17 protein-coding genes are annotated in these 22,262 nt (G+C 73.5%); 9 read left to right on the top strand and 8 right to left on the bottom strand.

The window, feature by feature from the left end; translation table 11 throughout:
* The first annotated feature begins 243 nt into the window (after positions 1–243).
* Complete coding sequence (locus tag IEJ02_RS18280; RefSeq protein ID WP_191065847.1) at positions 244–1,470, top strand: transglycosylase family protein; 1,227 nt, start codon at positions 244–246, stop codon at positions 1,468–1,470.
* On the opposite strand, the gene IEJ02_RS18285 is transcribed toward IEJ02_RS18280, so the two are convergent.
* The gene (locus IEJ02_RS18285; RefSeq protein WP_191065848.1) at positions 1,460–3,082 is read right to left on the bottom strand and encodes a phytoene desaturase family protein; all 1,623 of its coding nucleotides are present in this window, start codon (positions 3,080–3,082) and stop codon (positions 1,460–1,462) included. The genes IEJ02_RS18280 and IEJ02_RS18285 overlap by 11 nt on opposite strands.
* Before the next feature lie 178 nt (positions 3,083–3,260).
* A complete protein-coding gene (locus tag IEJ02_RS18290; protein ID WP_191065849.1) occupies positions 3,261–5,330 on the bottom strand; it encodes an Ig-like domain-containing protein in 2,070 nt (689 codons plus the stop codon).
* Between the two features lie 278 nt (positions 5,331–5,608).
* On the opposite strand from IEJ02_RS18290, the gene IEJ02_RS18295 reads away from it, so the two are divergent.
* A complete protein-coding gene (locus IEJ02_RS18295) occupies positions 5,609–6,712 on the top strand; it encodes an SGNH/GDSL hydrolase family protein (RefSeq protein WP_191065850.1) in 1,104 nt (367 codons plus the stop codon).
* A gap of 191 nt (positions 6,713–6,903) precedes the next feature.
* Here IEJ02_RS18295 and IEJ02_RS18300 read toward each other — a convergent pair whose 3' ends face one another.
* Both IEJ02_RS18300 and IEJ02_RS18305 read right to left on the bottom strand, forming a co-directional pair.
* Entirely contained in the window at positions 6,904–7,818 is a 915-nt protein-coding gene (locus tag IEJ02_RS18300; protein WP_191065851.1) for an SDR family oxidoreductase, read from the bottom strand.
* A 1-nt stretch (position 7,819) separates the two neighbouring features.
* Positions 7,820–8,635, bottom strand: coding sequence for an SDR family oxidoreductase (locus IEJ02_RS18305; protein ID WP_191065852.1), 816 nt, complete (start codon positions 8,633–8,635; stop codon positions 7,820–7,822).
* A gap of 79 nt (positions 8,636–8,714) precedes the next feature.
* Between IEJ02_RS18305 and IEJ02_RS18310 the strand changes: the two genes are divergently transcribed.
* The 6 genes from IEJ02_RS18310 to IEJ02_RS18335 all read left to right on the top strand — a co-directional run bounded on the left by IEJ02_RS18310 (position 8,715) and on the right by IEJ02_RS18335 (position 14,816).
* A complete protein-coding gene (locus IEJ02_RS18310; protein ID WP_191065853.1) occupies positions 8,715–9,470 on the top strand; it encodes an enoyl-CoA hydratase family protein in 756 nt (251 codons plus the stop codon).
* A 6-nt stretch (positions 9,471–9,476) separates the two neighbouring features.
* Positions 9,477–10,340: a CoA transferase subunit A gene (locus tag IEJ02_RS18315; RefSeq protein WP_369075650.1), complete on the top strand. Its 864-nt coding sequence runs from the start codon at positions 9,477–9,479 to the stop codon at positions 10,338–10,340.
* The gene (locus IEJ02_RS18320; protein ID WP_191065854.1) at positions 10,337–11,077 is read left to right on the top strand and encodes a CoA-transferase subunit beta; all 741 of its coding nucleotides are present in this window, start codon (positions 10,337–10,339) and stop codon (positions 11,075–11,077) included. The genes IEJ02_RS18315 and IEJ02_RS18320 overlap by 4 nt, the downstream gene beginning before the upstream one ends.
* Positions 11,077–12,135 carry an NAD(P)H-dependent flavin oxidoreductase gene (locus IEJ02_RS18325; RefSeq protein ID WP_191065855.1) on the top strand — a complete coding sequence of 353 codons (1,059 nt, stop codon included), beginning with the start codon at positions 11,077–11,079 and terminating at the stop codon, positions 12,133–12,135. The genes IEJ02_RS18320 and IEJ02_RS18325 overlap by 1 nt, the downstream gene beginning before the upstream one ends.
* 38 nt (positions 12,136–12,173) lie before the next feature.
* Positions 12,174–13,676 carry a glutamate synthase subunit beta gene (locus tag IEJ02_RS18330; protein WP_191065856.1) on the top strand — a complete coding sequence of 501 codons (1,503 nt, stop codon included), beginning with the start codon at positions 12,174–12,176 and terminating at the stop codon, positions 13,674–13,676.
* A 141-nt stretch (positions 13,677–13,817) separates the two neighbouring features.
* Positions 13,818–14,816 (top strand): MBL fold metallo-hydrolase, encoded by a 999-nt coding sequence (locus tag IEJ02_RS18335; protein ID WP_191065857.1) that lies wholly within the window; start codon positions 13,818–13,820, stop codon positions 14,814–14,816.
* Positions 14,817–14,824: 8 nt separating this feature from the next.
* Here IEJ02_RS18335 and IEJ02_RS18340 read toward each other — a convergent pair whose 3' ends face one another.
* Together IEJ02_RS18340 and lpdA are read right to left on the bottom strand one after the other, a co-directional pair.
* Positions 14,825–17,413 (bottom strand): SpoIIE family protein phosphatase, encoded by a 2,589-nt coding sequence (locus IEJ02_RS18340; protein WP_498067039.1) that lies wholly within the window; start codon positions 17,411–17,413, stop codon positions 14,825–14,827.
* A 122-nt stretch (positions 17,414–17,535) separates the two neighbouring features.
* Positions 17,536–18,936, bottom strand: a complete 1,401-nt coding sequence (lpdA, locus tag IEJ02_RS18345; protein ID WP_191065859.1) for a dihydrolipoyl dehydrogenase — start codon at positions 18,934–18,936, stop codon at positions 17,536–17,538.
* Positions 18,937–18,966: 30 nt separating this feature from the next.
* Between lpdA and IEJ02_RS18350 the strand changes: the two genes are divergently transcribed.
* The gene (locus tag IEJ02_RS18350) at positions 18,967–19,356 is read left to right on the top strand and encodes an RNA-binding S4 domain-containing protein (protein WP_191065860.1); all 390 of its coding nucleotides are present in this window, start codon (positions 18,967–18,969) and stop codon (positions 19,354–19,356) included.
* Positions 19,357–19,555: 199 nt separating this feature from the next.
* On the opposite strand, the gene IEJ02_RS18355 is transcribed toward IEJ02_RS18350, so the two are convergent.
* Together IEJ02_RS18355 and IEJ02_RS18360 are read right to left on the bottom strand one after the other, a co-directional pair.
* Positions 19,556–20,806, bottom strand: a complete 1,251-nt coding sequence (locus tag IEJ02_RS18355; RefSeq protein ID WP_191065861.1) for an NAD(P)/FAD-dependent oxidoreductase — start codon at positions 20,804–20,806, stop codon at positions 19,556–19,558.
* On the bottom strand, positions 20,803–22,230 hold the full coding sequence (locus IEJ02_RS18360; RefSeq protein WP_191065862.1) for an NAD(P)/FAD-dependent oxidoreductase: 1,428 nt from the start codon (positions 22,228–22,230) through the stop codon (positions 20,803–20,805). The genes IEJ02_RS18355 and IEJ02_RS18360 overlap by 4 nt, the downstream gene beginning before the upstream one ends.
* Positions 22,231–22,262 lie beyond the last annotated feature (32 nt).

Consider the following 22,262-nt stretch of genomic DNA (forward strand, 5'->3'; position numbering starts at 1 on the left):
CCGTCCGAGCCCTCCGCCGGGTCGTTCTCCTGGTGGCCGGGGCGGGCCGGTCACCCTGTGTCCCGCCCGAACCACCGACCGAATTCGATGTGATGCACATCACATAACCGGAAGAGGGCCGCAGCACAGCGCGCTGTGGCCCTCTTTCCAGGTGAACTCCCTCTTGTTGTGGCCAAATCGGTCCCCTTATCTTTGGCCCGCCCGGCAGCTCGCCGCACCCGGCAGCACGAGAAGGAGCCGTCCATGCCCTTACGGGGACGCCACCGCCGCTACAAGCCCAACCGCATCTCCCGTGCCTCGCTGAGCGTCACGGCGGGCGGCGCCGGAATCGCCCTTCCACTCATCGGTGCCGCGGGCGCGTCCGCGGCCTCGGGCGAAACCTGGGACAAGGTGGCCCAGTGCGAGTCCACCGACAACTGGGACATCAACACCGGCAACGGCTTCTACGGCGGGCTGCAGTTCACGCAGAGCACATGGGCGGCGTACGGCGGCACGGCGTACGCGGCACGGGCCGATCTGGCCACCAAGGACCAGCAGATCGCGATCGCGGAGAAGGTGCTCGACGGCCAAGGCCCCGGCGCGTGGCCGGTGTGTTCGGGCAAGGCCGGTCTGACGCGGGACGACGCGGCGCCGCAGCAGAGCGCCCAGAAGGCCGTCAGGACGGCCGCCGCCCCGGTCGAGCAGACCCATCGGCCGGAGAAGGCCCAGCAGGCCGCGGCGAGCAAGCCCACGCCCACCAGTCTCCCGGGGCGCGCCTCCTCGAAGTCCGGCCGCTATGTGGTCGTCAGCGGTGACTCGCTGTCCCGTATCGCCGACACCCACGACGTCAACGGCGGCTGGGAGGCGCTCTACGAGACCAACCGCGAGACGATCGGCGGCGATCCCGATCTGATCTACCCCGGTCAGAAGCTCTCTCTCAGGGGCGGTAAGGCCACCGCCAAGCCCAAGGCGGACCCCGAGCCCCACCACAAGGCCAAGGCGAAGCCGAAGCCGAAGCCCGCGCCGCACCCGAAGGCCGAGAAGCACACCAGCCGGGAGCGGGCCGCCAAGCCCGTCGTCTCCTCGGGCTTCACCGCTCCCGTCAGCGGTGTCAGCCCGAGCACCGCCTACCGGGCGGCCGGCTCCAGCTGGTCGAGCGGCTACCACACGGGGGTGGACTTCCCCGTGGGCATCGGCACCTCGGTGAAGGCCGTGGGCTCGGGCCATGTGGTCTCGGCGGGCTGGGGCGACGCGTACGGCTATCAGGTGGTCATCCGGCATCCGGACGGCAAGTACAGCCAGTACGCCCATCTCTCGCAGCTGTCGGTGCGGGCCGGGCAGAGCGTCAACGGCGGCCAGCAGATCGGCCGTTCCGGCTCGACGGGCAATGCCACCGGACCGCATCTCCACTTCGAGATCCGCACCGGCCCCGGCTACGGCTCGGACATCAATCCGCTCGCCTATCTGCGGTCACACGGCGTCAGCCTCTGAGCCTTCGTCCGGGTGAGAGCCGCGCCAGGCGCGCGAAACGCGGCCCTTTGGTGAGCGCGGTGGCGACCATGTGCCCGGAGACACCGCCCAGCCCGGGCCCCGGGTGAGTGGACGCGCCGATGTGCCAGAGCCCGTCGATATCGGTCGCATGCCGTCCGGAGGCGGGCAGGGGGCGCCAGAGAAAGCTCTGGTCGAGTTCGAGGGAACCACCGTACGGGTCGCCATCGACCGCGTTGGGGTTCCGGCGGGCGAGGTCCGGGGGCGCGATGACGTCGACGGCGAGGACCTTGCCGGGCAGATCGGGTGCGTGCCGGGCGATCCGGTCCAGCACCCGGTCGGCGTAGCCATGGGCCAGCTCCGGGCTCCAGCCCTGAGCGGTGTCCAGTTCACCGGCCGCGTCACCGCGCGGGGTGTACGGCACCTCCTGCAACTGGAGCCACAGCGCGGCGGCCCCGGGCGGCACCCGGCCGGGGTCCAGCACGTACTGCTGCCCGACCACCACCGTGGGCCGCCGGGGCAGCAGGCCCGCCTCGGCCTCGGCGCAGGCGATACCGGTGCTGCCCGAACCGTCGGTCAGGTGCACCAGCGGGATCGTGTTCAGCCGTGCGTCGCGCCAGCCGAGCGGCTCGGAGAGCGCGACATGGATCTGCATCGCGGCGCGGCCGTAACGGAATCGCCGCGCCTCGTCGCGCGGTTCGGGGCGCACCGAGCCCTCCGGAAGGAGGGTGCCGTACAGGGCGGTGGGGGTCACCGAGGCGAGGACCGCACGGCGGGCGCGGAAGACCCGGGCGCCCGCCGCCACTCCCACGGCGCGGCCCCGCTCGACGAGGATGCGGTCGACCCGGGTGCCGGTCTCCACCCGTACGCCCGTCGTCGTCAGCAGCGACCTGAAGGCGTCGAGGAACCGGCCCGCGCCCCCGGCCACCACCGGCACCCCGGCGCCATGCAGGGTGGCGGCGAACAGCGTCACCAGGAATCCGCCCGACGCGTGGTCCGGTGACAGGCCCGCGTGCAGCAGCCACGGGGCGAAGAGGTGGTCCACCTCGTCCCCGCGGAACTCCGCGCGCAGGTACCCACGGCCGCTGGCGGCCACCTGGCGTACCCACCGCTCCACCCCCTGCCGCCCGCCGCCGCGCAGCAGGGCGGCCGCGTGGCGGAGGGCGGCCGGTGAGCGGAGCTCACCGCCCATCAGACCGCCGATCGCCTCCATGTTGGCGCCCAGCCGACCGAGCGCGGCCAGATACGCGGCCCGGTCCGCTTGGTGAGCAAAACCATCGGCGGTGCGCTCCGGATCGCGGTGGGCGAGCGTGACCCTGCCGTCGTCGGCCACGCTGGCGATGGCCCACTCGTCGGTGTTGCGGTACTCCAGCCCATGCCGTCGCAAGGGCTCCCCCAGACGTGCGAACGCCGGGCCGGAGACGAACAGCGGATGCCAGGAGGAGTAGGTGTCGTGGAGGTAGCCCGGCAGGGTGCGCTCCTCGGTGGCGATGAACCCGCCGATGTCCGGTTCGCGCTCCACCAGGATGACGGACCATCCGGCCAGGGCCAGCTCCGCGGCGGCGACCAGCCCGTTGACACCGGACCCGACGACGACGGCGTCTGCCTCGGCCATCCGGCGCCCCTCCTGCCATCGCGCGATGCGGTGCTTTTGTCTGGTTTCATCATGCTACGCGAAGAATGTCGGGCGGCATACTGGAGGCGGGCTGCCCCCCGTACTCGCACGACGGGGGACAGCCCATTTCACTGGTACGGGTTCACCTCACTGGTACCGGTTCACCCGTGGACCACGGTCACACCGGCGGGACGCACGGCAGCAGGGAGGCTGTAGAGGTGACCGTGGTGCCTCCGATGACGGCGGTCGCCTGGTAGGTCGTGTTGAGGATCTGCAACGCGGTGAGGTTCACCGGGAGGGTGGCGGTGCCGGTCGCATCGGTCGTCGCCGTCCCCACGGGCACGCCGCCCACGAGGAACTGCACGGAGATGCCCGCGGTCGGCGGCGTCACCTTGGCCGTCAGGGTGGTCGGGAAGAGGGTCGGGTTGGTCAGGCTGATCCGCCAGCAGGCGGGAAGTGCCTGGAGCGGCCCCGGCGTTGTCGCCCCGGGCAGCACGACGACGGGCAGGGGGACGGACGCCGATCCGGTGCAGTTGCAGGCGCTGCCGGCGGGCGTGGCGGTGACCGTGGCGGTCACCGTCGTCGCCCCGGCGGTGGGGAAGGTGACCGTGGCCGAGGCCAGACCGGCGGCGTTCGTCGTGCCGGTCCCCAGGGTTCCGCTCGGAGTGGAGAAGGTGACCGTGGCACCGCTGACCGGGACGCCATTGCACAGCACCAGCGCCTGAAGGGTCGTGGGCTGGCCCGCGGTGACCAGGCCGGCGGGCGGCAGCAGCACCACCGTGCAGAGCGCCCCGGGCAGCACGACGACGGGCAGGGGGACGGACGCCGATCCGGTGCAGTTGCAGGCGCTGCCGGCGGGCGTGGCGGTGACCGTGGCGGTCACCGTCGTCGCCCCGGCGGTGGGGAAGGTGACCGTGGCCGAGGCCAGACCGGCGGCGTTCGTCGTCCCGGTCCCCAGGGTTCCGCTCGGAGTGGAGAAGGTGACCGTGGCACCGCTGACCGGGACGCCATTGCACAGCACCAGCGCCTGAAGGGTCGTGGGCTGGCCCGCGGTGACCAGGCCGGCGGGCGGCAGCAGCACCACCGTGCAGAGCGCCCCGGGCAGCACGACGACGGGCAGGGGGACGGACGCCGATCCGGTGCAGTTGCAGGCGCTGCCGGCGGGCGTGGCGGTGACCGTGGCGGTCACCGTCGTCGCCCCGGCGGTGGGGAAGGTGACCGTGGCCGAGGCCAGACCGGAGGCGTTCGTCGTCCCCGTGCCCAACGTGCCACTCGGAGTGGAGAAGGAGACCGTGGCACCACTGACCGGGACGCCATTGCACAGCACCAGCGCCTGAAGAGTGGTCGGCTGACCCGCCGTGACCACACCCGCCGGAGGCAGCAGCACCACCGTGCAGACCGCCGCGGGCACCACCACGACGGGGAGCGGAGCCGACGCCGTCCCGGTGCAGCTGCAGGTGGTGCCCGCGGGAGTGGCGGTAACCGTGGCGGTCACCGTCGTCGCCCCGGCAGTGGGGAAGGTGACCGTGGCCGAGGCCAGACCGGAGGCGTTCGTCGTCCCCGTGCCCAACGTGCCACTCGGAGTGGAGAAGGAGACCGTGGCACCACTGACCGGGACACCGTTGCACAGCACCAGCGCCTGCAGAGTGGTCGGCTGGCCCGCCGTGACCACCCCCGCCGGAGGCAGCAGCACCACCGTGCACAGGCTCGTGGTGACCGGAGCGAAGGTGCACGCGGGGCAGGTTCCGGCAGCCGCCACGAAGGTGGCCGTCACCGACTGCCCCGAGGTCAGCAGCACCCCGAGGTCGACGGGGGTCACGACGCCGTTGACGACGGGCGTCGACACCGTCCCGCCGCCGGGCAGGGTGTACTGGATCGTGCCGTTGATCGAGGAGGTGCCGCCGGCGCAGGTGAGGGTCGTGCTGGCGTGTGTGGTCGTGCCCATGACGGTCAGGGTGGTCGTCAGGGTCCCGGGGGGTGCGGGAGTGACGGTGACCGGGACGACCTCGGTACCGGTGATGGTGGCGCCGCTGGTGTACACCACGGTGACGGTCTGGGGCCCGGTTCCCACGGCGGTGAAGGTGACCGGCGAGGTGGTCCCGTTGGCGGCGACGGTCGCGGTCTGGGTCTGGCCGTCGTAGGTGAAGGTGGCGGTGTTTCCGGCGCTGACCCCGGCGGGGATGGCGGTGACCTGCGCCGTGAACGTGGTACACGCCACGGGTGAGGCGGGAGTGATTGCGACTGACATGATGCAGCCCCTTCGGGTGAGGGTGGTGGGGCTGCCGCTCGCTGCCGGGGGTGCCCGAAGGACGGGAACGGAGAACGCGGAAACGATCTCGGTCCTGACCCCGACAGGGAGATGGGCACCCCACAGTCGTCAGGACCAGTACAGCGACGCGCGGGGTGATTCACCACACTGGGTACCGAAAATCACCCCTTTGGCCTAGGGGTTCCCGTCGGACAGCCCGGCAGCTCCGAGCGGCGCGTTATCCCCACTTGTCCGAGGCGGGTGCCAGACTCGCGGCCATGCAGACCCGTCCCGCCCGCGCCTCGCTCGACGCCTCGCTCGAGATCCCTCACGACGACCCCCGGTTGCGCTACCGGGGCGCGGTGTCCCTGCGGCGGGGTCCCGGATGGACCGCCCCCTGGCGGCTGCCGCGCGAGGAGGCGGCGCTGTATCTCCCCGAGGGCGGGCTGGGCCGGGCCGCGATGCCGTCCGGGGTGCGGGTGACGCTGCGCACCGACAGCTCCTCGCTCGTCTGCCGCTACCAGGCCGACCCCGCGCCCACGCTGAACGGGCCCGAGGAGCGGGCCCACCTCGATGTGGTGTGCGACGGGCGACGGACCCACACCGTGAAGCTCGAAACCCACGGCGGGGACGCCGAGTTCCGGTGCGAGGGGCTGCCGGGGCGGATGGCGACGGTCGAGCTGTGGCTGCCGTTCTACCATCGGTTCCGGTTGTGCGGACTGTCCGTGGAGGCGGGCGCGGCCGTGGCGGGCGACGACCCCGGGCCGCAGCCGCGCTGGGTCCACTGCGGCAGCTCCATCTCGCAGGGGCGCGGCGCCGCGTCCCCCAGCCGGACCTGGACCGCCCTGGTGGCCCGGCGGAACGGCTGGGATCTCACCTCGCTGGCCCTGGGCAGGTCCAGCGGTCTGGAGCCCATGACGGCGCGGCTGATGCGGGATCTGCCGGCCGATCTCCTCACCCTCTGCGTCGGGGTCAACGTCCAGGCGCTCGGCAGCCACAGCCGCGACGCGCTGGTCTCGGCGCTCGTCGGTTTCGTGCGCACCGTGCGCGAGGGCCACCCCGCGACCCCGTTCGCCGTGATGTCCACGATCACCGCGCCCGAGCGGGAGGAGGTGCCGGGTCCTTCGGGGATGACGATGCGCGAGTGCCGGGCGCGCGTACGCCGGGCCGTGACCCTGCTGCGCGACCACGGCGACACGCGGCTGCACTACCTCCACGGCCCCGATGTGTTCGGCCCCGTCCATACGCGGCTGATGCTGGAGGCCGAGGGCTCGGACCGGCTGCACCCCGCGGCGGACGGCCATCCGGTCCTCGCCTCGCGCTTCAGCACCCTTCTGCGGCTGGCCGGCTGTGTGCCCACACTGACGGCCGCGGCGGAGTAGCGGCCGCGACACCGGCCTTGGGCGCGAAGCGGCGCGGGGACCACCGGGGGGCTCCACACGAACCCGCTCCTTGCCTTGTTGCCCTGTGCCGTTCGCGGATCATCGTGCCGTCGCGGCGCACCGGGCTCCCATCCCGCTACCGCCCTTCCCGTACGGGGGACATCCCCACCCCACAGGGGCCGGACGGCCCGTCAGGGTGCCCCGTACACCGGCCCCGGCGGTGCGGCTCCGGCGAGGAGTTTCCGCGCGGCCTCGCCCGCCTCCGCGGGGGTCCAGCGGGCGCCCTTGTCGGCGGTGGGGCCCGGCCGCCAGCCCTCCATGACGGTGATCCGCCCGGCCTCGGCCTCGAAGACCCGGCCCGTGACCCCGGCGCACGCGGCCGAGCCGAGCCAGACGACGAGCGGTGAGACATTGGCGGGGGCCATCGCGTCGAAGGCGGCGGGGTCCTCCGGCGCGGCCATGTCACCGGCGAACGTCGTCTCGGTCATCCGGGTGCGGGCCGCCGGTGCGATGGCGTTGACCTGGACCCCGTAGCGGCCGAGTTCGGCGGCGGCCACCGAGGTCAGGCCGAGGATCCCGGCCTTGGCCGCGGAGTAGTTGCCCTGTCCGACGCTGCCCAGCAGCCCGGCCCCGGAGCTGGTGTTGACCACCCGAGCGACCGGCGTACGGCCCGCCTTCGCCTCGGCGCGCCAGTGGGCGGCGGCGTGCCGCAGCGGCAGGAAGTGGCCCTTGAGGTGGACGCGGATCACCGCGTCCCACTCGTCCTCGCCGAGGTTGACGAGCATCCGGTCGCGCAGGAATCCGGCGTTGTTGACGAGGGTGTCGAGCCGGCCGTAGGTGTCGAGGGCGGTGGCCACGAGGGAGGCGGCGCCATCGGTGGTGGCGATGTCGCCGCCGTGCGCCACCGCCTCCCCGCCCGCGGCCCGGATCTCCTCGACGACCTGCTGGGCCGGGCCCGCCGACGCCCCGGCGCCGTCCGGGGCCACGCCGAGGTCGTTGACGACGACCTTCGCGCCCTCGGCGGCGAAGGCGAGCGCGTGGGCGCGCCCGAGGCCGCGGCCCGCTCCGGTGACGGCGGTGACGCGCCCCTCGCACAGTCCGCTCATCTCAGTCCTCCCGTGGTTCTGCCCGGCCGGTGCCGGGGGCCGGCTGGTTGACGCTTGCGGCGTCGAGGAACGCGGGGCGCTCCCCGCCTCCGTGGATGGCGATGCTGGCGCCGCTGATGTACGCGGCCAGCCCCGAGGCGAGGAACACACAGGCGTCTCCGGCCTCGACGGGCTCGGCCAGCCGCCCGAGCGGCACGGTCCGGCCGACGGCGGCGATGCCCGCCTCGTCCCCGTAGTGCAGATGCGACAGTTCGGTGCGGACCATGCCGAGCACGAGCGTGTTGACCCGGACCGCGGGGGCCCACTCCACGGCCAGGGTGCGGGCCAGGTTCTCCAGCCCTGCCTTGGCGGCTCCATAGGGGCCGGTGCCGGGGGACGGCCGGGTGCCGCTGACGCTGCCGATCATCACGATCGAGCCCCCGCCCTCCTGATGGCGCATCAGCTCGTACGCGCTCAGGGAGACGGTCATGGGAGCGATCAGATTGAGTTCGACGACGCGCGCCGCGCGCCGCTGCCCGGCCTCGGCGATCAGCCCGTAGGGGCTTCCCCCGGCGTTGTTGACCAGCAGGTCGAGCCGCCCGTGGGAGCCGCGCAGCCGGGCGAAGAACGCCTCGACCGCGTCCGGGTCCCGGACGTCGAGCGGTTCGAAGCGCGCCGTGCGCCCGTCCGCCTCGATGGGCTTGCCGGGGGCGTGGCGCGCACAGATCACCACCTCGGCCCCGGCGGTGAGCAGGGCCCGGGTGATCCCCGCTCCGACACCGCGCGTGCCGCCGGTGACCACGGCGACGCGCCCGGCGAGATCGATGGTGACGGCCACAAGACACCTCCCGCTGTGCGATGAGCGCTGCTACCTTCTCACCTAACAAATGTTTGGTGGAAAGGTATCGGATCTGCTCATGGGTGTCTCCACCTCCGCCCCCGCGGCCGGCGTCCGCCTGGTCGCCATGGACTTCCCACCCGTCAACGCCCTCCCCGTGCGGGGCTGGTACGAGCTGGCCGACGCACTGCGCTCCGCGGGCGCCGACCCGTCGGTGCGCTGTGTGGTGCTGGCCGCCGAGGGCAGGGGCTTCAACGCGGGCGTGGACATCAAGGAGATCCAGGCGGCCGAGGGCCATGCGGCGCTCATCGGCGCCAACCACGGATGCGCCGAGGCGTTCGCCGCCGTCTACGACTGCCCGGTCCCGGTCGTCGCCGCCGTCCACGGCTTCTGCCTGGGCGGCGGCATCGGGCTGGTGGGTAACGCCGACGCGATCGTGGCCAGTGAGGACGCCACGTTCGGCCTGCCCGAGCTGGACCGGGGCGCGCTGGGCGCGGCCACCCATCTGGCGCGGCTGGTCCCGCCGCACCTGATGCGCGCGCTGTACTACACGGCGCGCACCGCGACCGCCGAGGAGCTGCACCGCCATGGCTCGGTGTGGCGGGTCGTGCCGCGCGCCGAGTTGCGGGAGGCGGCGCTGGAGCTGGCCGGGGAGATCGCCGCCAAGGACGGTGCGCTGCTGCGGCTGGCGAAGGCGGCCATCAACGGCATCGATCCGGTCGATGTGCGTCACAGCTACCGCTTTGAGCAGGGCTTCACCTTCGAGGCCAATCTGGCGGGCCTGTCCGACGGGCACCGCGACGCGTTCGTCGCCAGGAGCACCGGGAAGGGGTGAGCGGCGTTGGCCGACAAGAGGATGACGGCCGAGGAGGCCGTCGGCCGGATCCGCAGCGGTATGACGGTCGGCATCGGCGGCTGGGGGTCGCGGCGCAAGCCCATGGCGCTGGTCCGCGCCCTGCTGCGGTCGGAGGTCGGCGATTTGACCGTGGTCTCGTTCGGCGGCCCCGACGTCGGGCTGCTGGCCGCCGCCGGGAAGATCCGCAAGCTGGTGACGGCCTTCGCGACGCTCGACTCGATCCCCCTGGAGCCGCACTTCCGGGCGGCGCGCGAGCGGGGGGACATCGAACTGACCGAGCTGGACGAGGCGATGATGATGTGGGGGCTGACCGCCGCCGTGCACCGGCTGCCGTTCCTGCCCGTCCGCGCGGGACTCGGCTCGGACGTCATGACGGTCAACCCCGGCCTGCGGACGGTGACATCGCCGTACGAGGACGGTGAGGAGCTGGTCGCGGTGCCCGCGCTGCGCCTGGACGTGGCGCTGGTGCACCTCAACCGGGCGGACGCACAGGGCAACGGGCAGTACCTCGGACCCGATCCGTACTTCGACGACCTGTTCTGCGAGGCGGCCGCCGAGACGTATCTCTGCTGTGAACGCGTCGTCACCACCTCCGAGTTCGCGGAGGCGGGCGATCCGCGGACACTGCTGGTCAAACGGCATGCGGTGACCGGTGTGATCGAGGCCCCGCAGGGCGCGCACTTCACCTCCTGCGTCCCCGACTACGGACGGGACGAGGCGTTCCAGAGCGCGTACGCCAAGGCGGCCGCCGACCCGGAGGCGTGGCGGGAGTTCACGAAGCGGTTTCTGTCCGGGGACGAGGAGCGGTACCGGGCCGCGGTGGCGGCGTTCGGGAGGGAGGGCGCATGACCGGCGGGGTGACCCGGGCCGAGTACTGCGTGGTGGCCTGTGCCGAGGCATGGCGGGGCGACGGGGAGATCCTGGCCGCCCCGATGGGCGCGGTGCCCAGGATCGGCGCCCGGCTGGCCAAGCTCACCTTCGCGCCCGAGCTGATGCTGACGGACGGCGAGGCGATGATCGTGGGCGGCGATCCCGAGGTGGTGGAGGGGTGGCTGCCGTACCGGGCGCACCTGGCGATGGTCACCGGCGGCCGGCGCCACGTGATGATGGGCGCGAGCCAGCTCGACCGCCACGGCAACCAGAACATCAGCTGTATCGGCGACTGGAAGCGGCCCACACGGCAACTGCTGGGGGTGCGGGGAGCGCCGGTCAACACCCTGAACAACCCCACGAGTTACTGGGTGCCCCGGCACTCACGGCGGGTCTTCGTCGAACGTGTCGACATGGTGTGCGGGGTGGGATACGACCGGCTGGCGGCCGCGGGGCCGGCCGCGGCCCGCTTCCATGACCTCCGGTGTGTGGTGACCGATCTGGCGGTCCTCGACTTCGCCACGCCCGACCGCACCCTGCGGGTGCGCTCCCTGCATCCGGGGGTGACCGCCGAGGCGGTGCGGGAGGCCACCGGCTTCCCCCTCGACATCGCCGACGACGTCCCGTGCACCCGGGAGCCGACCCCCGCCGAGCTGCGGCTGATCCGGGAGGTCATCGACCCGGAGGGGGCCCGCGAGCGGGAGGTGCCGTCCTGATGGACACCCCGCTGACCCGGCTCGTCGGGGTGCGCCATCCGATCGTCCAGACGGGCATGGGGTGGGTGGCCGGGCCCCGGTTGGTGTCCGCCGTGGCGAACGCCGGGGCGCTGGGCATCCTGGCCTCCGCGACCATGTCGCCCGAGCGGCTGCGCTCGGCCGTGCGCGAGGTCGCCGCCCGCACCGACGCCCCCTTCGGCGTCAATCTGCGCGCCGACGCCGGGGACGCCGGGGAGCGGGTGCGGATCCTCGTCGAGGAGGGGGTACGGGTCGCCTCGTTCGCGCTGGCTCCCAGACGTGAGCTGATCGACCGGCTGAAGGACGCGGGGGTGGTGGTCATCCCGTCCGTGGGCGCCCGGCGCCACGCGGAGAAGGTGGCGGGCTGGGGCGCGGACGCGGTGGTGGTGCAGGGTGCCGAGGGCGGTGGCCACACCGGGCAGGTGGCCACCACCGTGCTGCTCCCCCAGGTCGTGGACGCGGTGGACATCCCGGTCGTGGCCGCGGGCGGCTTCCACGACGGGCGGGGGCTGGCGGCCGCGCTCGCCTACGGGGCGGCGGGGATCGCCATGGGCACCCGCTTCCTGCTCACCTCCGACAGCACGGTCCCGGACGCGGTGAAGGCGCGCTATCTGGCGGCGGCGGTCACCGATGTCACCGTCACCACGGCGGTCGACGGGCTCCCGCACCGGATGCTCCGCAGCGAGCTGGTCGACTCCCTCGAGCGCTCCGGCCGCGCCGCCGCGCTCCTGCGCGCCGTCCGCCACGCCGCCGCGTTCCGGCGGCTGGCCGGGCTGAGCTGGCCGCGGATGGTGCGCGACGGGCTGGCGATGCGGCACGGCAAGGACCTCACCTGGAGCCAGGTCCTGCTGGCCGCCACCACCCCGATGCTGCTGAAGGCGTCGATGGTGGACGGCCGCACCGACACGGGGGTGATGGCCTCAGGTCAGGTGGCCGGGGTGATCGGGGATCTGCCCTCCTGCGCGGAGCTGGTGGACCGGATCATGGCCGAGACCGCGGCGACCCTGGACCGGCTGACCAGCGGTCGTACAGTGGGGTGAAAGCGGCCGGACCACGACACGGGTAAGGGGAGGTCGTCATGGCCGACCCCAAGGGTTTCCTCACCACACCGCGCCGTCTTCCACCCCGGCGTCCGGTGGACGAGCGGGTGCGGGACTGGGACGAGGTTCCCGCGCCCGGCGGACTGCTGCCGATCATCAACGCGCAGGCGGGCCGCTGCATGGACTGCGGCATCCCGTTCTGCCACGAGGGCTGCCCGCTGGGGAACCTCATCCCGGAGTGGAACGACCTGGTCTCCCGTGACGACTGGCTGCGCGCGAGCGAGCGGCTGCACGCCACCAACAACTTCCCCGAGTTCACCGGCCGGCTGTGCCCGGCCCCCTGCGAGAGCGCCTGTGTGCTGGCCATCAACCAGCCGGCGGTCACCATCAAGAACGTCGAGGTGGCCATCGCCGACCGGGCCTGGGAGAGCGGCCATGTGACCCCCAAGCCCCCGGACCGGCTGAGCGGCCGGACCGTCGCCGTCATCGGCTCGGGGCCCGCGGGCCTGGCCGCGGCCCAGCAGCTCACCCGCGCGGGGCACACCGTGGCGGTGTACGAGCGCGACGACCGGGCGGGCGGACTGCTCCGCTACGGCATCCCCGAGTTCAAGATGGAGAAGCGCCATCTGGACCGGCGGCTGGAGCAGATGCGCGCGGAGGGCACCAAGTTCCGTACCGGCGTGGACGTCGGCACCGATATGGACGCCGCCGAGCTCCGGGCGCGCTACGACGCGGTCGTGATAGCCGTGGGCGCCCGGGCCTGGCGCGAACTGCCCGTCCCGGGCCGGGAGTTGGCCGGGATCCACCAGGCGATGGAGTATCTGCCGATGGCCAACCGGGTGCTGGAGGGCGACTACGCCCGGCCGCCGATCACCGCCGAGGGCAAGCATGTGGTCATCGTCGGTGGCGGGGACACCGGCGCGGACTGTCTGGGCACCGTGCTGCGGCAGGGCGCCGCCTCCGTGACCCAGCTGGACATCCACCCCCGGCCCGGCGACGAGCGGGCCGAGGGCGAGCCCTGGCCCACCTACCCCAAGATCTACCGGATGTCCGCCGCCCATGAGGAGGCGCGGGAGCTGGCGGCCGCTCCGGAGGCGGACGTGGACGCGCGGGTCTTCTCCGCGGCCACCGTCCGCTTCGAGGGGACCGCACCGGACGCGGAGCGGCCGCACGGCGGCGTCCGGGCGCTGCGTCTGGTCGGGACCGGTGCCGATGGCGGCCCCGGGCCGGGCACGGAGCGGGTGCTGCGCGCGGATCTGGTGCTGCTGGCCCTCGGCTTCCGCGGCCCGGAGCGGGACGGCGGGCTGATCGACCAGCTCGGTCTCGAGCTCGACGAGCGCGGCACCGTCGCCCGTGACGCGTCCTTCGCCACCAGCGCGGAGGGGGTGTTCGTGGCGGGTGACGCGGGCCGTGGCCAGTCGCTGATCGTCTGGGCGATCGCCGAGGGCCGCTCGGCCGCGGCCGCCGTGGACCGCTATCTCGCGGGCTCCACGACGCTCCCGGCACCGGTCGGGCCGACCGACCTGCCGATGACGGCCTGACGACCGACCCGCCGATGGGCGGGCCTGACGGCCGACCCGCCGATGGACGGCCCGACGCGGCGGTGGCCGGGCGGCCGGGGAACCGCGCGGGGAGGGCGGGCCACCTGCCGCGGGCGCGTGGCTCGGGCATAGTGTGCGTCCATGATCTCGCAATCCCCCCTCCTCACCGTGGCCGACGGTGTGCACATCTGGTCCCCCACCCCGAGCGCCGGCTGGGGTCTGGCCAACTGCGGTCTGATCGTCTCGCCCGACGGCCACGCCGCCTGGATCGACAGCCCCTACGACCGTCGGATGGCCGGTGAGTTCCTCCAGCACAGCCGTGCCCTGCTGCCCGACGGGGGCCGGATCGAGCGGGTGATCGTCACCCATGCCAACGGCGACCACCTGTGGGGCGCGGAGGTCGTACCGGACGCGGAGATCGTCGCCACCCGCGAGGCGCTCGGCCACATCGAGTACGAGCCCTCGCCGCAACAGCTGCACGGCCTGGTGCACGGCAGCGATCCGGCGACTCCGCTCGGCTGGTACCTCCAGCGGCACTTCGGGCGGTTCGACTGGTCCGCCACCGAGGTGGTCGAGCCGACGCTCACCTTCGTGGGCGAACTCGACCTGCGCGTGGGCCAGGTGCCGGTGCGGCTGTTCAGCCTGGAGTCCGCGCACACCGCGGGCGATCTGGTGGCGTATCTGCCGCGGCAGAAGGTGGCGTTCACCGGCGATGTCATCTTCGCCTCCGGTCCGCAGGACCCCGGCGACCACGCGGTGCACTGGGCGGGCCCGCTGGACAATGTGATCTCCGCGTGCGAGCGGGTGCTCGCGACCGGGGCCGAGGTGATCGTCCCCGGCCATGGCCCGGTGCTCGACCGGGAGGGGGTCCACGGCCACATCGGCTATCTGGAGCATCTGCGGGACCGCACCCGGCAGCTGCACACGGCCGGGGTACCGGCCCTGGAGGCGGCCCGCACCCTGATCGCCGAGAACGCCTATCCGTCGCTGGGCCTGCCCGAGCGGCTGGTGATCACGGTGGGCTCGGAGTACCGGCATCTGAACGGCGTGGAGGAGGCGGCGGACCTCGTGGCCACCATGGCCGATCTGGCGCAGGTGGCATGGGAGCGGCGCGAGGGCGCGCCGACGGCCTCGGCCTGACCGCCTGGTCACCGCGGGGCGCGCGCCGCGGCCGGGAGGTCCTGCTCGGTCCAGATGATCTTGCCCCGGCTGGTGTAGCGGGTGCCCCAGCGCTGGACCATCTGGGCGACGAGGAACAGCCCGCGCCCGCCCTCGTCGGTGGTGGCCGCCCGGCGCAGATGGGGCGCGGTGGTGCTGCCGTCGGCGACCTCGCAGATCAGCGCCCGGTTGCGCAGCAGCCGCAGCCGCACGGGACCCACCGCGTGCCGGATGGCGTTGCCCAGCAACTCGCTGACCACCAGCTCGGTGGTGAAGGCGGCCTCCTCCAGGTGCCACTCGGCCAGGGTGCGGGCGACGGCCGCCCGCATCCGGCCCACCACCTCCGGGTCCGCCGGGAGGTCCCACGAGGCCACCCGGCGCGCGTCCATGGCGGTGGTACGGGCGATGAGCAGGCAGACGTCGTCGGTGCGGCGCGGCGAGAGCAGGGCGGCCATCACGGAGTCGCAGGCCCGCTCCGGGTCGGGGTCGGCATCGGTGAGGGCGTCCCGCAGCTGGTCGAGCCCGGCCTCGATGTCCCGTTCGCGGTCCCGGACCAGCCCGTCGGTGTAGAGGACGAGACGGCTGCCCTCGGGCAGCTCCGTCTCGGCCGCCTCGTAGAGCCGTCCGCCGAGGCCCATCGGCGGTCCTGCGGGCAGGTCGAGGAAGGTCACCGAGCCGTCGGGACGGACCAGGGCCGGGGGCGGATGACCGGCCCGCGCCAGGGTGCAGTGCCGGGAGACCGGGTCGTAGACCGCGTACAGACAGGTGGCCCCGGCGCCGCCGCCCACGGCGGTCTCCTCCCGGTCGAGCTGGTCGACCACGTCGTCGAGCCGGGCGAGCAGTTCATCGGGCGGAAGGTCCACGACGGAGAAGTTGCGCACGGCGGTGCGCAGCCGGCCCATGGTCGCGGCGGCGTGCAGTCCGTGGCCGACGACATCGCCGACCACGAGGGCGACCCTGGCCCCGGACAGCGGGATGACGTCGAACCAGTCGCCCCGCACCCCGCCGGGGGCGGGCAGATAGCGCTGGGCGGCCACGACGGCCTGCTGCTCGGGGCGGCCGCGCGGCAGCAGGCTCTCCTGGAGGGCCAGGGTGGTGGCGTGCTCGCGCGCGTAGCGGCGGGCATTGTCGATGGCGACGGCCGCCTGACCGGCCAGCTCCTCGGCGAAGGTGCGGTCCTCCTCGTCGAACGGCGGGGCGTCCCCCGAGCGCCAGAACGCCGCCTGGCCCAGCCGGACGCCGCGCCCGCTGAGCGGCACGGTGAGCAGCGAGTGGATGCCGTACTCCATCACCCACCCCAGCCGCTCCGGGTCCTGGGGCGTCCAGTCGGCGTAGGACGGCAGCTCGCCGACGGCGAACACGCGCGCCTGGCCGGTGCCCCCGGCCCGCTGGGTGACGGGGAAGGACGAGACGCGCTCGCCGACCCGGCGCAGCGGGGGGTCCTGCCTCACGCCACTGAAGGCGGTCCGGCGCAGCGGCGACCGGTCGCCCGGCTCCTCGCCGCCCAGTACGGCCTCGTGCAGATCGACGGTGGCGTAGTCGGCGAAGCGCGGCACGGCGACCCGGGTCAGTTCCTGGGCGGTGCCTTCCATGTCGAGGCTGCTGCCCACCCGGACACCGGCCTCGTACAGCAGCTGGAGGCGGGCGTAGGCCCGGTCGGCCTTGTCCGTCAGGGAGCGCAGCTCGGTGGTGTCCCGCAGGGTGGCGACGCTGCCCCAGGGCTGTCCGTCCCGCTCCGCCGGGCGCTGGTTGACCGCCAGCAGCCGGTTCCCGACCTCGTACACCTCGTCGGTGGCCTCGCGTGCGGAGGCGAGCAGCCCGGCGATCTCCGGGGGCAGGCCGACGTCGGTGATCTGCCGTCCGTGCGCGTCGGGTGCGAGACCCAGCAGGCGCAGCGCCTCGTCATTGGCGAGCAGCAGCCGTCCCTCGTCGTCGAGGATCAGCACCCCCTCCCGGACCGAGCGCAGCACGGCGTGGTGGTGTTCGTACATCCTGGTGATCTCGGCTGGGCCGAGCCGGTGGGTCTGGCGCCGCAGCCGCCGGGCCACGAGCGCCGCACCGCCCCCGCCCAGGAGCAGGGCGAAGGCCGTGGAGCCGTAGATCACCGGCAGCTGACGGCCGACCGTGCGGGCCACGGAGGGGATGGAGACCCCGACGTTGACGACGCCGATCACCCGGCCCCGGGCGTTGGTAACCGGCACGGCGGCCCGGATCGAGGGGGCCGGGCGGGTGACGCCCGGGGTCTTGTCGGTGAAGGCCCGGCCCACCGTGGCCGGGTAGAGGCTGCCGTCGACGCGCTTGCCGATCAGCTTGGGGTTCGGATGGCTCCAGCGGATGCCCCGGGGAGTGGTCACCACGATGTAGTCGACACCGGTCCGCCGCCGGACCTTCTCGGCGTAGGGCTGGAGGGTCCTGGAGGGGTCGCGGGACTCCAGGGCCCGCTGGACGCCGGGGGCGACGGCGACGGTCCGTGCGACGGTCAGCGCACGGCCCCGGGCCTGGGTGTCCCGGCTGCCGCGCGCCTGGAGGGACAGCGTGGCCCCCGCGGCGAGCACCAGGAGCGTCACGATGATCAGCATCAGGGCGAACACCTGCCCGCCGACACTGCGCGAGCTCAAGCGCGAGCGCACGTTCACATGCTCTGTCTAACGCACATCGCCGGGTCGCACACCTGGTGGCGGCCGGGGTGGGGCACCGGCGGTCACAGATTGACCATGTGTCCGGCGAGCCCGTGGACGGCCTCCTTCACCGCCTCGCTGAGGGTCGGATGGGCGTGGATGTTGCGGGCCACCTCGTGCACGGTGAGATCCCACTGCTGGGCGAGGGTGAGCTCGGGCAGCAGCTCGGTGACCTCGGGGCCGATGAGATGGCCGCCCAGCAGCTCACCGTGGCGGCCGTCGCTGATGAGCTTGACGAAGCCGACGGGGTCGCCGAGCCCCTGGGCCTTCCCGTTGGCGGTGAACGGGAACTTCGCCACCCGGACGTCGAAGCCGCGCTCGCGCGCCTGGGCCTCGGTCCAGCCGAAGCTGGCGATCTGCGGCTGGCAGAAGGTGGCGCGCGGGATCATCACATAGTCCAGCTCCATGGTCTCCGCCCCGGCGATGGTCTCGGCCGCGACGATGCCCATGGCCTCGGCGGCGTGCGCGAGCATCAGCTGGGCGGTGACGTCGCCGATGGCGAAGATGTGCGGCACATTGGTGCGGCACCGGCCGTCGATGCCGATGGCGCCCCGTTCGGTGAGCCGGACGCCGGTGTGCTCCAGCCCGTATCCGTGCACCCGCGGCCGGAACCCGATGGCCTGGAGCACCCGGGCGGCCTGGAGGGTCTGCCGCTGGCCTCCGGTGGTCACCATGACCTTGACCGCGGGGCCCGCGTCGTTGATCGCCTCCACCCGGGTGGAGGTCAGGATGTTCATGCCGAGCCTGCGGAAGCGCCGGGTGAGCTCGGCGGAGACCTCCTCGTCCTCCAGGGGCACGATCCGGTCCATGAACTCCACCAGCGTCACCTGCACCCCGTAGCTGTGCATGATGTACGCGAACTCCACGCCGATGGCGCCCGCGCCCGCGATCAGGACGCTGCCGGGCAGGGTGGGCGAGAGGATCTGCTCCTCGTAGGTCACCACCCGCTCGCTGAGGGAGGTGCCGGGCAGCAGATTGGTGAGCGAGCCTGCGGCGATGACGCAGTGGTCGAAGGTGAGCGTCTCCGTGCCGCCGCCGGAGCGGGTGACCCGCATGTCGTGGGGCCCGGTGAAGGCGCCCCGGCCCTCGTACTGGGTGATCTTGTTCTTCTTCATCAGATAGTGGACGCCCTTGACCCGTCCGTCGGCCACCTTGCGGCTGCGCTCGAACGCGTCGCGGTAGTCCACGGTGACATCGCCGTTCACCCGGATGCCGAAGTCCTTGGCCTCGTGGATGAACAGATGGGCCAGCTCGGCGTTGCGCAGCAGGGCCTTGGACGGGATGCAGCCCACGTTCAGGCAGACGCCGCCCCAGTAGCGTTCCTCGACCACGGCCGTGCTCAGGCCCAGCTGGGCGGCGCGGATCGCGGCGACATAGCCACCCGGCCCGGCTCCCAGGACCACCACGTCGAAATGTGCGCTCATGCGTCGCACCTTAGACATTAGAGTCGGGGTATGGCTTCAGACGAGGGGTCCGTACGGGTGGACAGCTGGATCTGGTCCGTGCGGCTGACCAAGACGCGCTCCATGGCGTCCGCGGCCTGCCGCGCGGGGCACGTCCGGGTCAACGGCGAGCGTGTCAAGCCCGCACACACGGTGCGGCCCGGGGACGAGGTGCGGCTGCGCCATGCGGGGCGCGACCGGGTCGTGGTCGTCTCGCGCATCGTGCGCAAACGGGTCGGGGCGCCGGTGGCGGTGGAGTGCTACGTCGACAACAGCCCGCCGCCGCCTCCGCGCGAGCACACCGTGCCGATCGGGCTGCGCGACCGCGGGACGGGCCGCCCCACCAAGCGCGACCGGCGCGAGATGGAGCGGCTGCGCGGTATGCCCGGCGGCCTCGGCTGAGGGGTCCTTGCACTATGAGCGCCCGATAAGGTCGCGTGGCCTGGTGCAGGGGGCACCTCCCAGCGGTAGCTGGGGGAGCATCGCAAGGCGCCGGAGCGCCCTCGTGGCGGAGCCACGTGGGCGTTTCGGCAACGCGGCGAGGTGCGGTGCCAGGCCGCGCGACCCGGGCGGGCATAGTGCAAGGACCCCTGAGGCCAGGTCAGTCCACGGTGATGCGCACCGGGCCGCCGTGTGCGTCGGCCCCGGCGATCCAGTCGGCGGGCAGGTGGAACGGCCGGTTGGGCGCCGCCGTAGAGGCAAGGCGCCCGCGGTGCAGCGTCCGGCCGTCCTGGCTGACGGTGAGCACCGGCCGGGTCAGGAACCGCGTGGTGCGCAGGGTGAACCGGCCGCGCGGCGGACGGGGCCCGTCCGGGGTGAGCCGGTTGGGTGAGATCCACAGCAGCGGCGCCTCGACCCGCACCGGCAGCGGTCCCGGGGTCCATGGCACGCCCGTGAGGTGGCGCAGTACGGGCCCGGCGGCGAACCGGCCGTCGAGGGCGGCGACATCGGCGGTCTCGACCGGGTGCAGCAGATTGCCCACGGCGAAGACCCCGGGTTCGCCGGTGCGGAACTCGGCGTCGGTGGCCGGGCCCCGGGTGCCGGGGTCGAGGGCGATCCCGGCGCTCCTGGCCAGTTCGTGGTCGGGGATCCAGTCGCCGGTGAACACCACGGTGTCGCAGCCGATGGCCGCGGTCCTGCCGTCCCGGTGCCGCAGCCGTACGCTCTCCAGCCGCTCCCGGCCGGTCAGTTCGGCCACGGTGGCGTCGGTGACCAGGGGTACGCCGTGGCGCAGCCGGGTGCCGAGGTGGCGCGCCGGGTGGGTCTGGTGGCGGGGCTGGTCGGTGACCATGGCGGCGACCTCGGCCCCGGCCCGGCGCAGGGTGGCCACCGCGGAGTAGCTGACCCGTTCCGCGCCGACGATGACGGCGCGGCGGCCGACGCTCTGGTGGTGCAGGACGGCCTGCTGCAACTGCCCGGTGGTGTAGACGCCCGCCGGCCGGGTGCCGGGCACCAGCCGGGCGCTGCGCGGGCGTTCCCGGGCGCCGGTGGCCAGGACGACGGCCGTGGCGGTGATCCGCTCCAGGCCGGTCGGGCCGGTGATGTCCACGGTCCGCGGCGCCGCCCAGCCCGTGGCCGTGACACCCGTGCGCAGCACCGCCCCGGCGCGGATGGCGGCGGCGGTGTGGTGGCGGGCGTAGTCCGGTCCTGTCATCACCCGGCGCAGATCGCGCAGTCCGAATCCGGTGTGGTCGCAGTGGCGGGGGATGCCGCCCGCGCGCTGTTCGCGGTCGAGGACCTCGACCCGGCCCACCCCGGCGGCGGCCAGCCGCGCGGCGACCGCGAGCCCGGCCGGTCCGGCCCCGATGACCAGTACGTCGACGCTGCGGTGGATGCGGTCGGTGGGGGTCATCGCCGGGCCTCCGTCCGGTTCTGGGCCGCGGTGGCCGCCTCGAACTGGGCGCGCACCTCGGCGCCGCAGAAGAATCCCTGGCAGCGCCCGGCCAGGGCCCGGGTGCGGCGCCGGAGGCCGTCGAGCGAGGCCGGTGGCACGGTGGCGGTCAGCGCGTCGCGGATCTCGCCCCGGGTGACGCGTTCGCAGTGGCAGACCACGGTGCCGTACGCGGGGTCGGCGGCGATGAGGTCGGCGCGCTGGTAGGGGCGCGGGAACGCCTCGCCGATGGTGGGCATCCGTACCGGCTCGATCTCCCGCTCGGGCCCGGGGTCCAGCCCGCAGCCGACGAGGAGGTCCGCCACATGCGCGGCGATCGCCATGGAGGCGGTGAGCCCGGTGGAGCGGATGCCGCCCACCGCGACATACCGCCGCCCGGGGTCGGCGTGGATCTGGTAGTCGCCGTGCTCGGTGGCGGCGCGCAGCCCGGCGTAGACCGCGGTGACCTCCTCCTCCAGCAGCTCCGGCAGGATCCGCGCGCCCTTCTCCCGCAGCGAGGCCAGTCCGTCGGCCGACGATCCGGTGGCGGTCTTGTCGTCGAGGTCCTCGGCGGTGGGGCCGAGCATCACATTGCCATACACGGTCGGCGCCACCAGCACGCCCTTGCCGAGCGCGGTGGGCACCGGCAGCAGGATGTGGTCGACCAGGCCGCGGGCGAACTTGTCGAAGACGATCAGCTGGCCGCGGCGCGGGGTCACGGTGAACTCCTCGTGGCCGAGCCGCCGGTTGATCTCGTCCGAGTACAGCCCCGCCGCGTTCACCAGGTGACGCGTGCGCAGCACCCCGCGCGGGGTGGCGATCTCGTGGTGCTCGGCACCGGTGGTGATGGCCCCGGCCGGGCAGTTCAGATGCAGGGCGACACCCGCGCGGACCGCCTGGGTGGCGTAGGCGAGCGTCGTCGTCCAGGGGCAGATGATGCTCTCGCCGGGGACCTCGAGCGCGCCGAGGGCGCCGGGTCCCAGGTGGGGCTCGCGGGCGTAGACCGCGTCCGCGTCGAGGATGGCCGTCTCGTCGTAGCCGTTGCGGGCGGCCTTCTCGGCGAGTGAAGGCAGCGCGGCGAGCTGTTCCCCGTCCCAGGCGACGAGGAGCGCGCCGAGCGGTTCGAGCGGGATGCCGGTCTCGGCAGCGTAGGCGGTCAGCCGCTGGTAGCCCTCGCGCACCAGGCGGGCCTCCAGGGTGCCCGGGGTGGCGTCGAAGCCGGTGTGCAGGATCGCGGTGTTGGCCTTGGACGTGCCGTTGCCGACGTCGTTCGACGCCTCGACCAGGGCGATCCGCAAGCGGTACCGGGCCAGTTCGCGGGCGATGGCGGCGCCGACCACCCCGGCGCCGATGATGGCCACGTCGTAGACCTCGTCGGGGAGGTCACCCGTGGTCGTAACGGTCATGGTGGTCCCTTGCTCGGTGGTGGACACGGCTC

It is taken from the genome of Streptomyces sp. 5-10, from assembly GCF_014712245.1.
GTDB classification, from domain to species: domain Bacteria; phylum Actinomycetota; class Actinomycetes; order Streptomycetales; family Streptomycetaceae; genus Streptomyces; species Streptomyces violaceusniger.

Excerpts from the sequence above, each read along its gene's own strand:
- IEJ02_RS18280 (WP_191065847.1), top strand. The coding sequence starts at position 244 with ATGCCCTTACGGGGACGCCACCGCCGCTACAAGCCCAACCGCATCTCC.
- IEJ02_RS18285 (WP_191065848.1), bottom strand. The coding sequence starts at position 3,082 with ATGGCCGAGGCAGACGCCGTCGTCGTCGGGTCCGGTGTCAACGGGCTG.
- IEJ02_RS18290 (WP_191065849.1), bottom strand. The coding sequence starts at position 5,330 with ATGTCAGTCGCAATCACTCCCGCCTCACCCGTGGCGTGTACCACGTTC.
- IEJ02_RS18295 (WP_191065850.1), top strand. The coding sequence starts at position 5,609 with ATGCAGACCCGTCCCGCCCGCGCCTCGCTCGACGCCTCGCTCGAGATC.
- IEJ02_RS18300 (WP_191065851.1), bottom strand. The coding sequence starts at position 7,818 with ATGAGCGGACTGTGCGAGGGGCGCGTCACCGCCGTCACCGGAGCGGGC.
- IEJ02_RS18310 (WP_191065853.1), top strand. The coding sequence starts at position 8,715 with ATGGGTGTCTCCACCTCCGCCCCCGCGGCCGGCGTCCGCCTGGTCGCC.
- IEJ02_RS18320 (WP_191065854.1), top strand. The coding sequence starts at position 10,337 with ATGACCGGCGGGGTGACCCGGGCCGAGTACTGCGTGGTGGCCTGTGCC.
- IEJ02_RS18325 (WP_191065855.1), top strand. The coding sequence starts at position 11,077 with ATGGACACCCCGCTGACCCGGCTCGTCGGGGTGCGCCATCCGATCGTC.
- IEJ02_RS18330 (WP_191065856.1), top strand. The coding sequence starts at position 12,174 with ATGGCCGACCCCAAGGGTTTCCTCACCACACCGCGCCGTCTTCCACCC.
- IEJ02_RS18335 (WP_191065857.1), top strand. The coding sequence starts at position 13,818 with ATGATCTCGCAATCCCCCCTCCTCACCGTGGCCGACGGTGTGCACATC.
- IEJ02_RS18340 (WP_498067039.1), bottom strand. The coding sequence starts at position 17,413 with ATGCTGATCATCGTGACGCTCCTGGTGCTCGCCGCGGGGGCCACGCTG.
- lpdA (WP_191065859.1), bottom strand. The coding sequence starts at position 18,936 with ATGAGCGCACATTTCGACGTGGTGGTCCTGGGAGCCGGGCCGGGTGGC.
- IEJ02_RS18350 (WP_191065860.1), top strand. The coding sequence starts at position 18,967 with ATGGCTTCAGACGAGGGGTCCGTACGGGTGGACAGCTGGATCTGGTCC.
- IEJ02_RS18355 (WP_191065861.1), bottom strand. The coding sequence starts at position 20,806 with ATGACCCCCACCGACCGCATCCACCGCAGCGTCGACGTACTGGTCATC.
- IEJ02_RS18360 (WP_191065862.1), bottom strand. The coding sequence starts at position 22,230 with ATGACCGTTACGACCACGGGTGACCTCCCCGACGAGGTCTACGACGTG.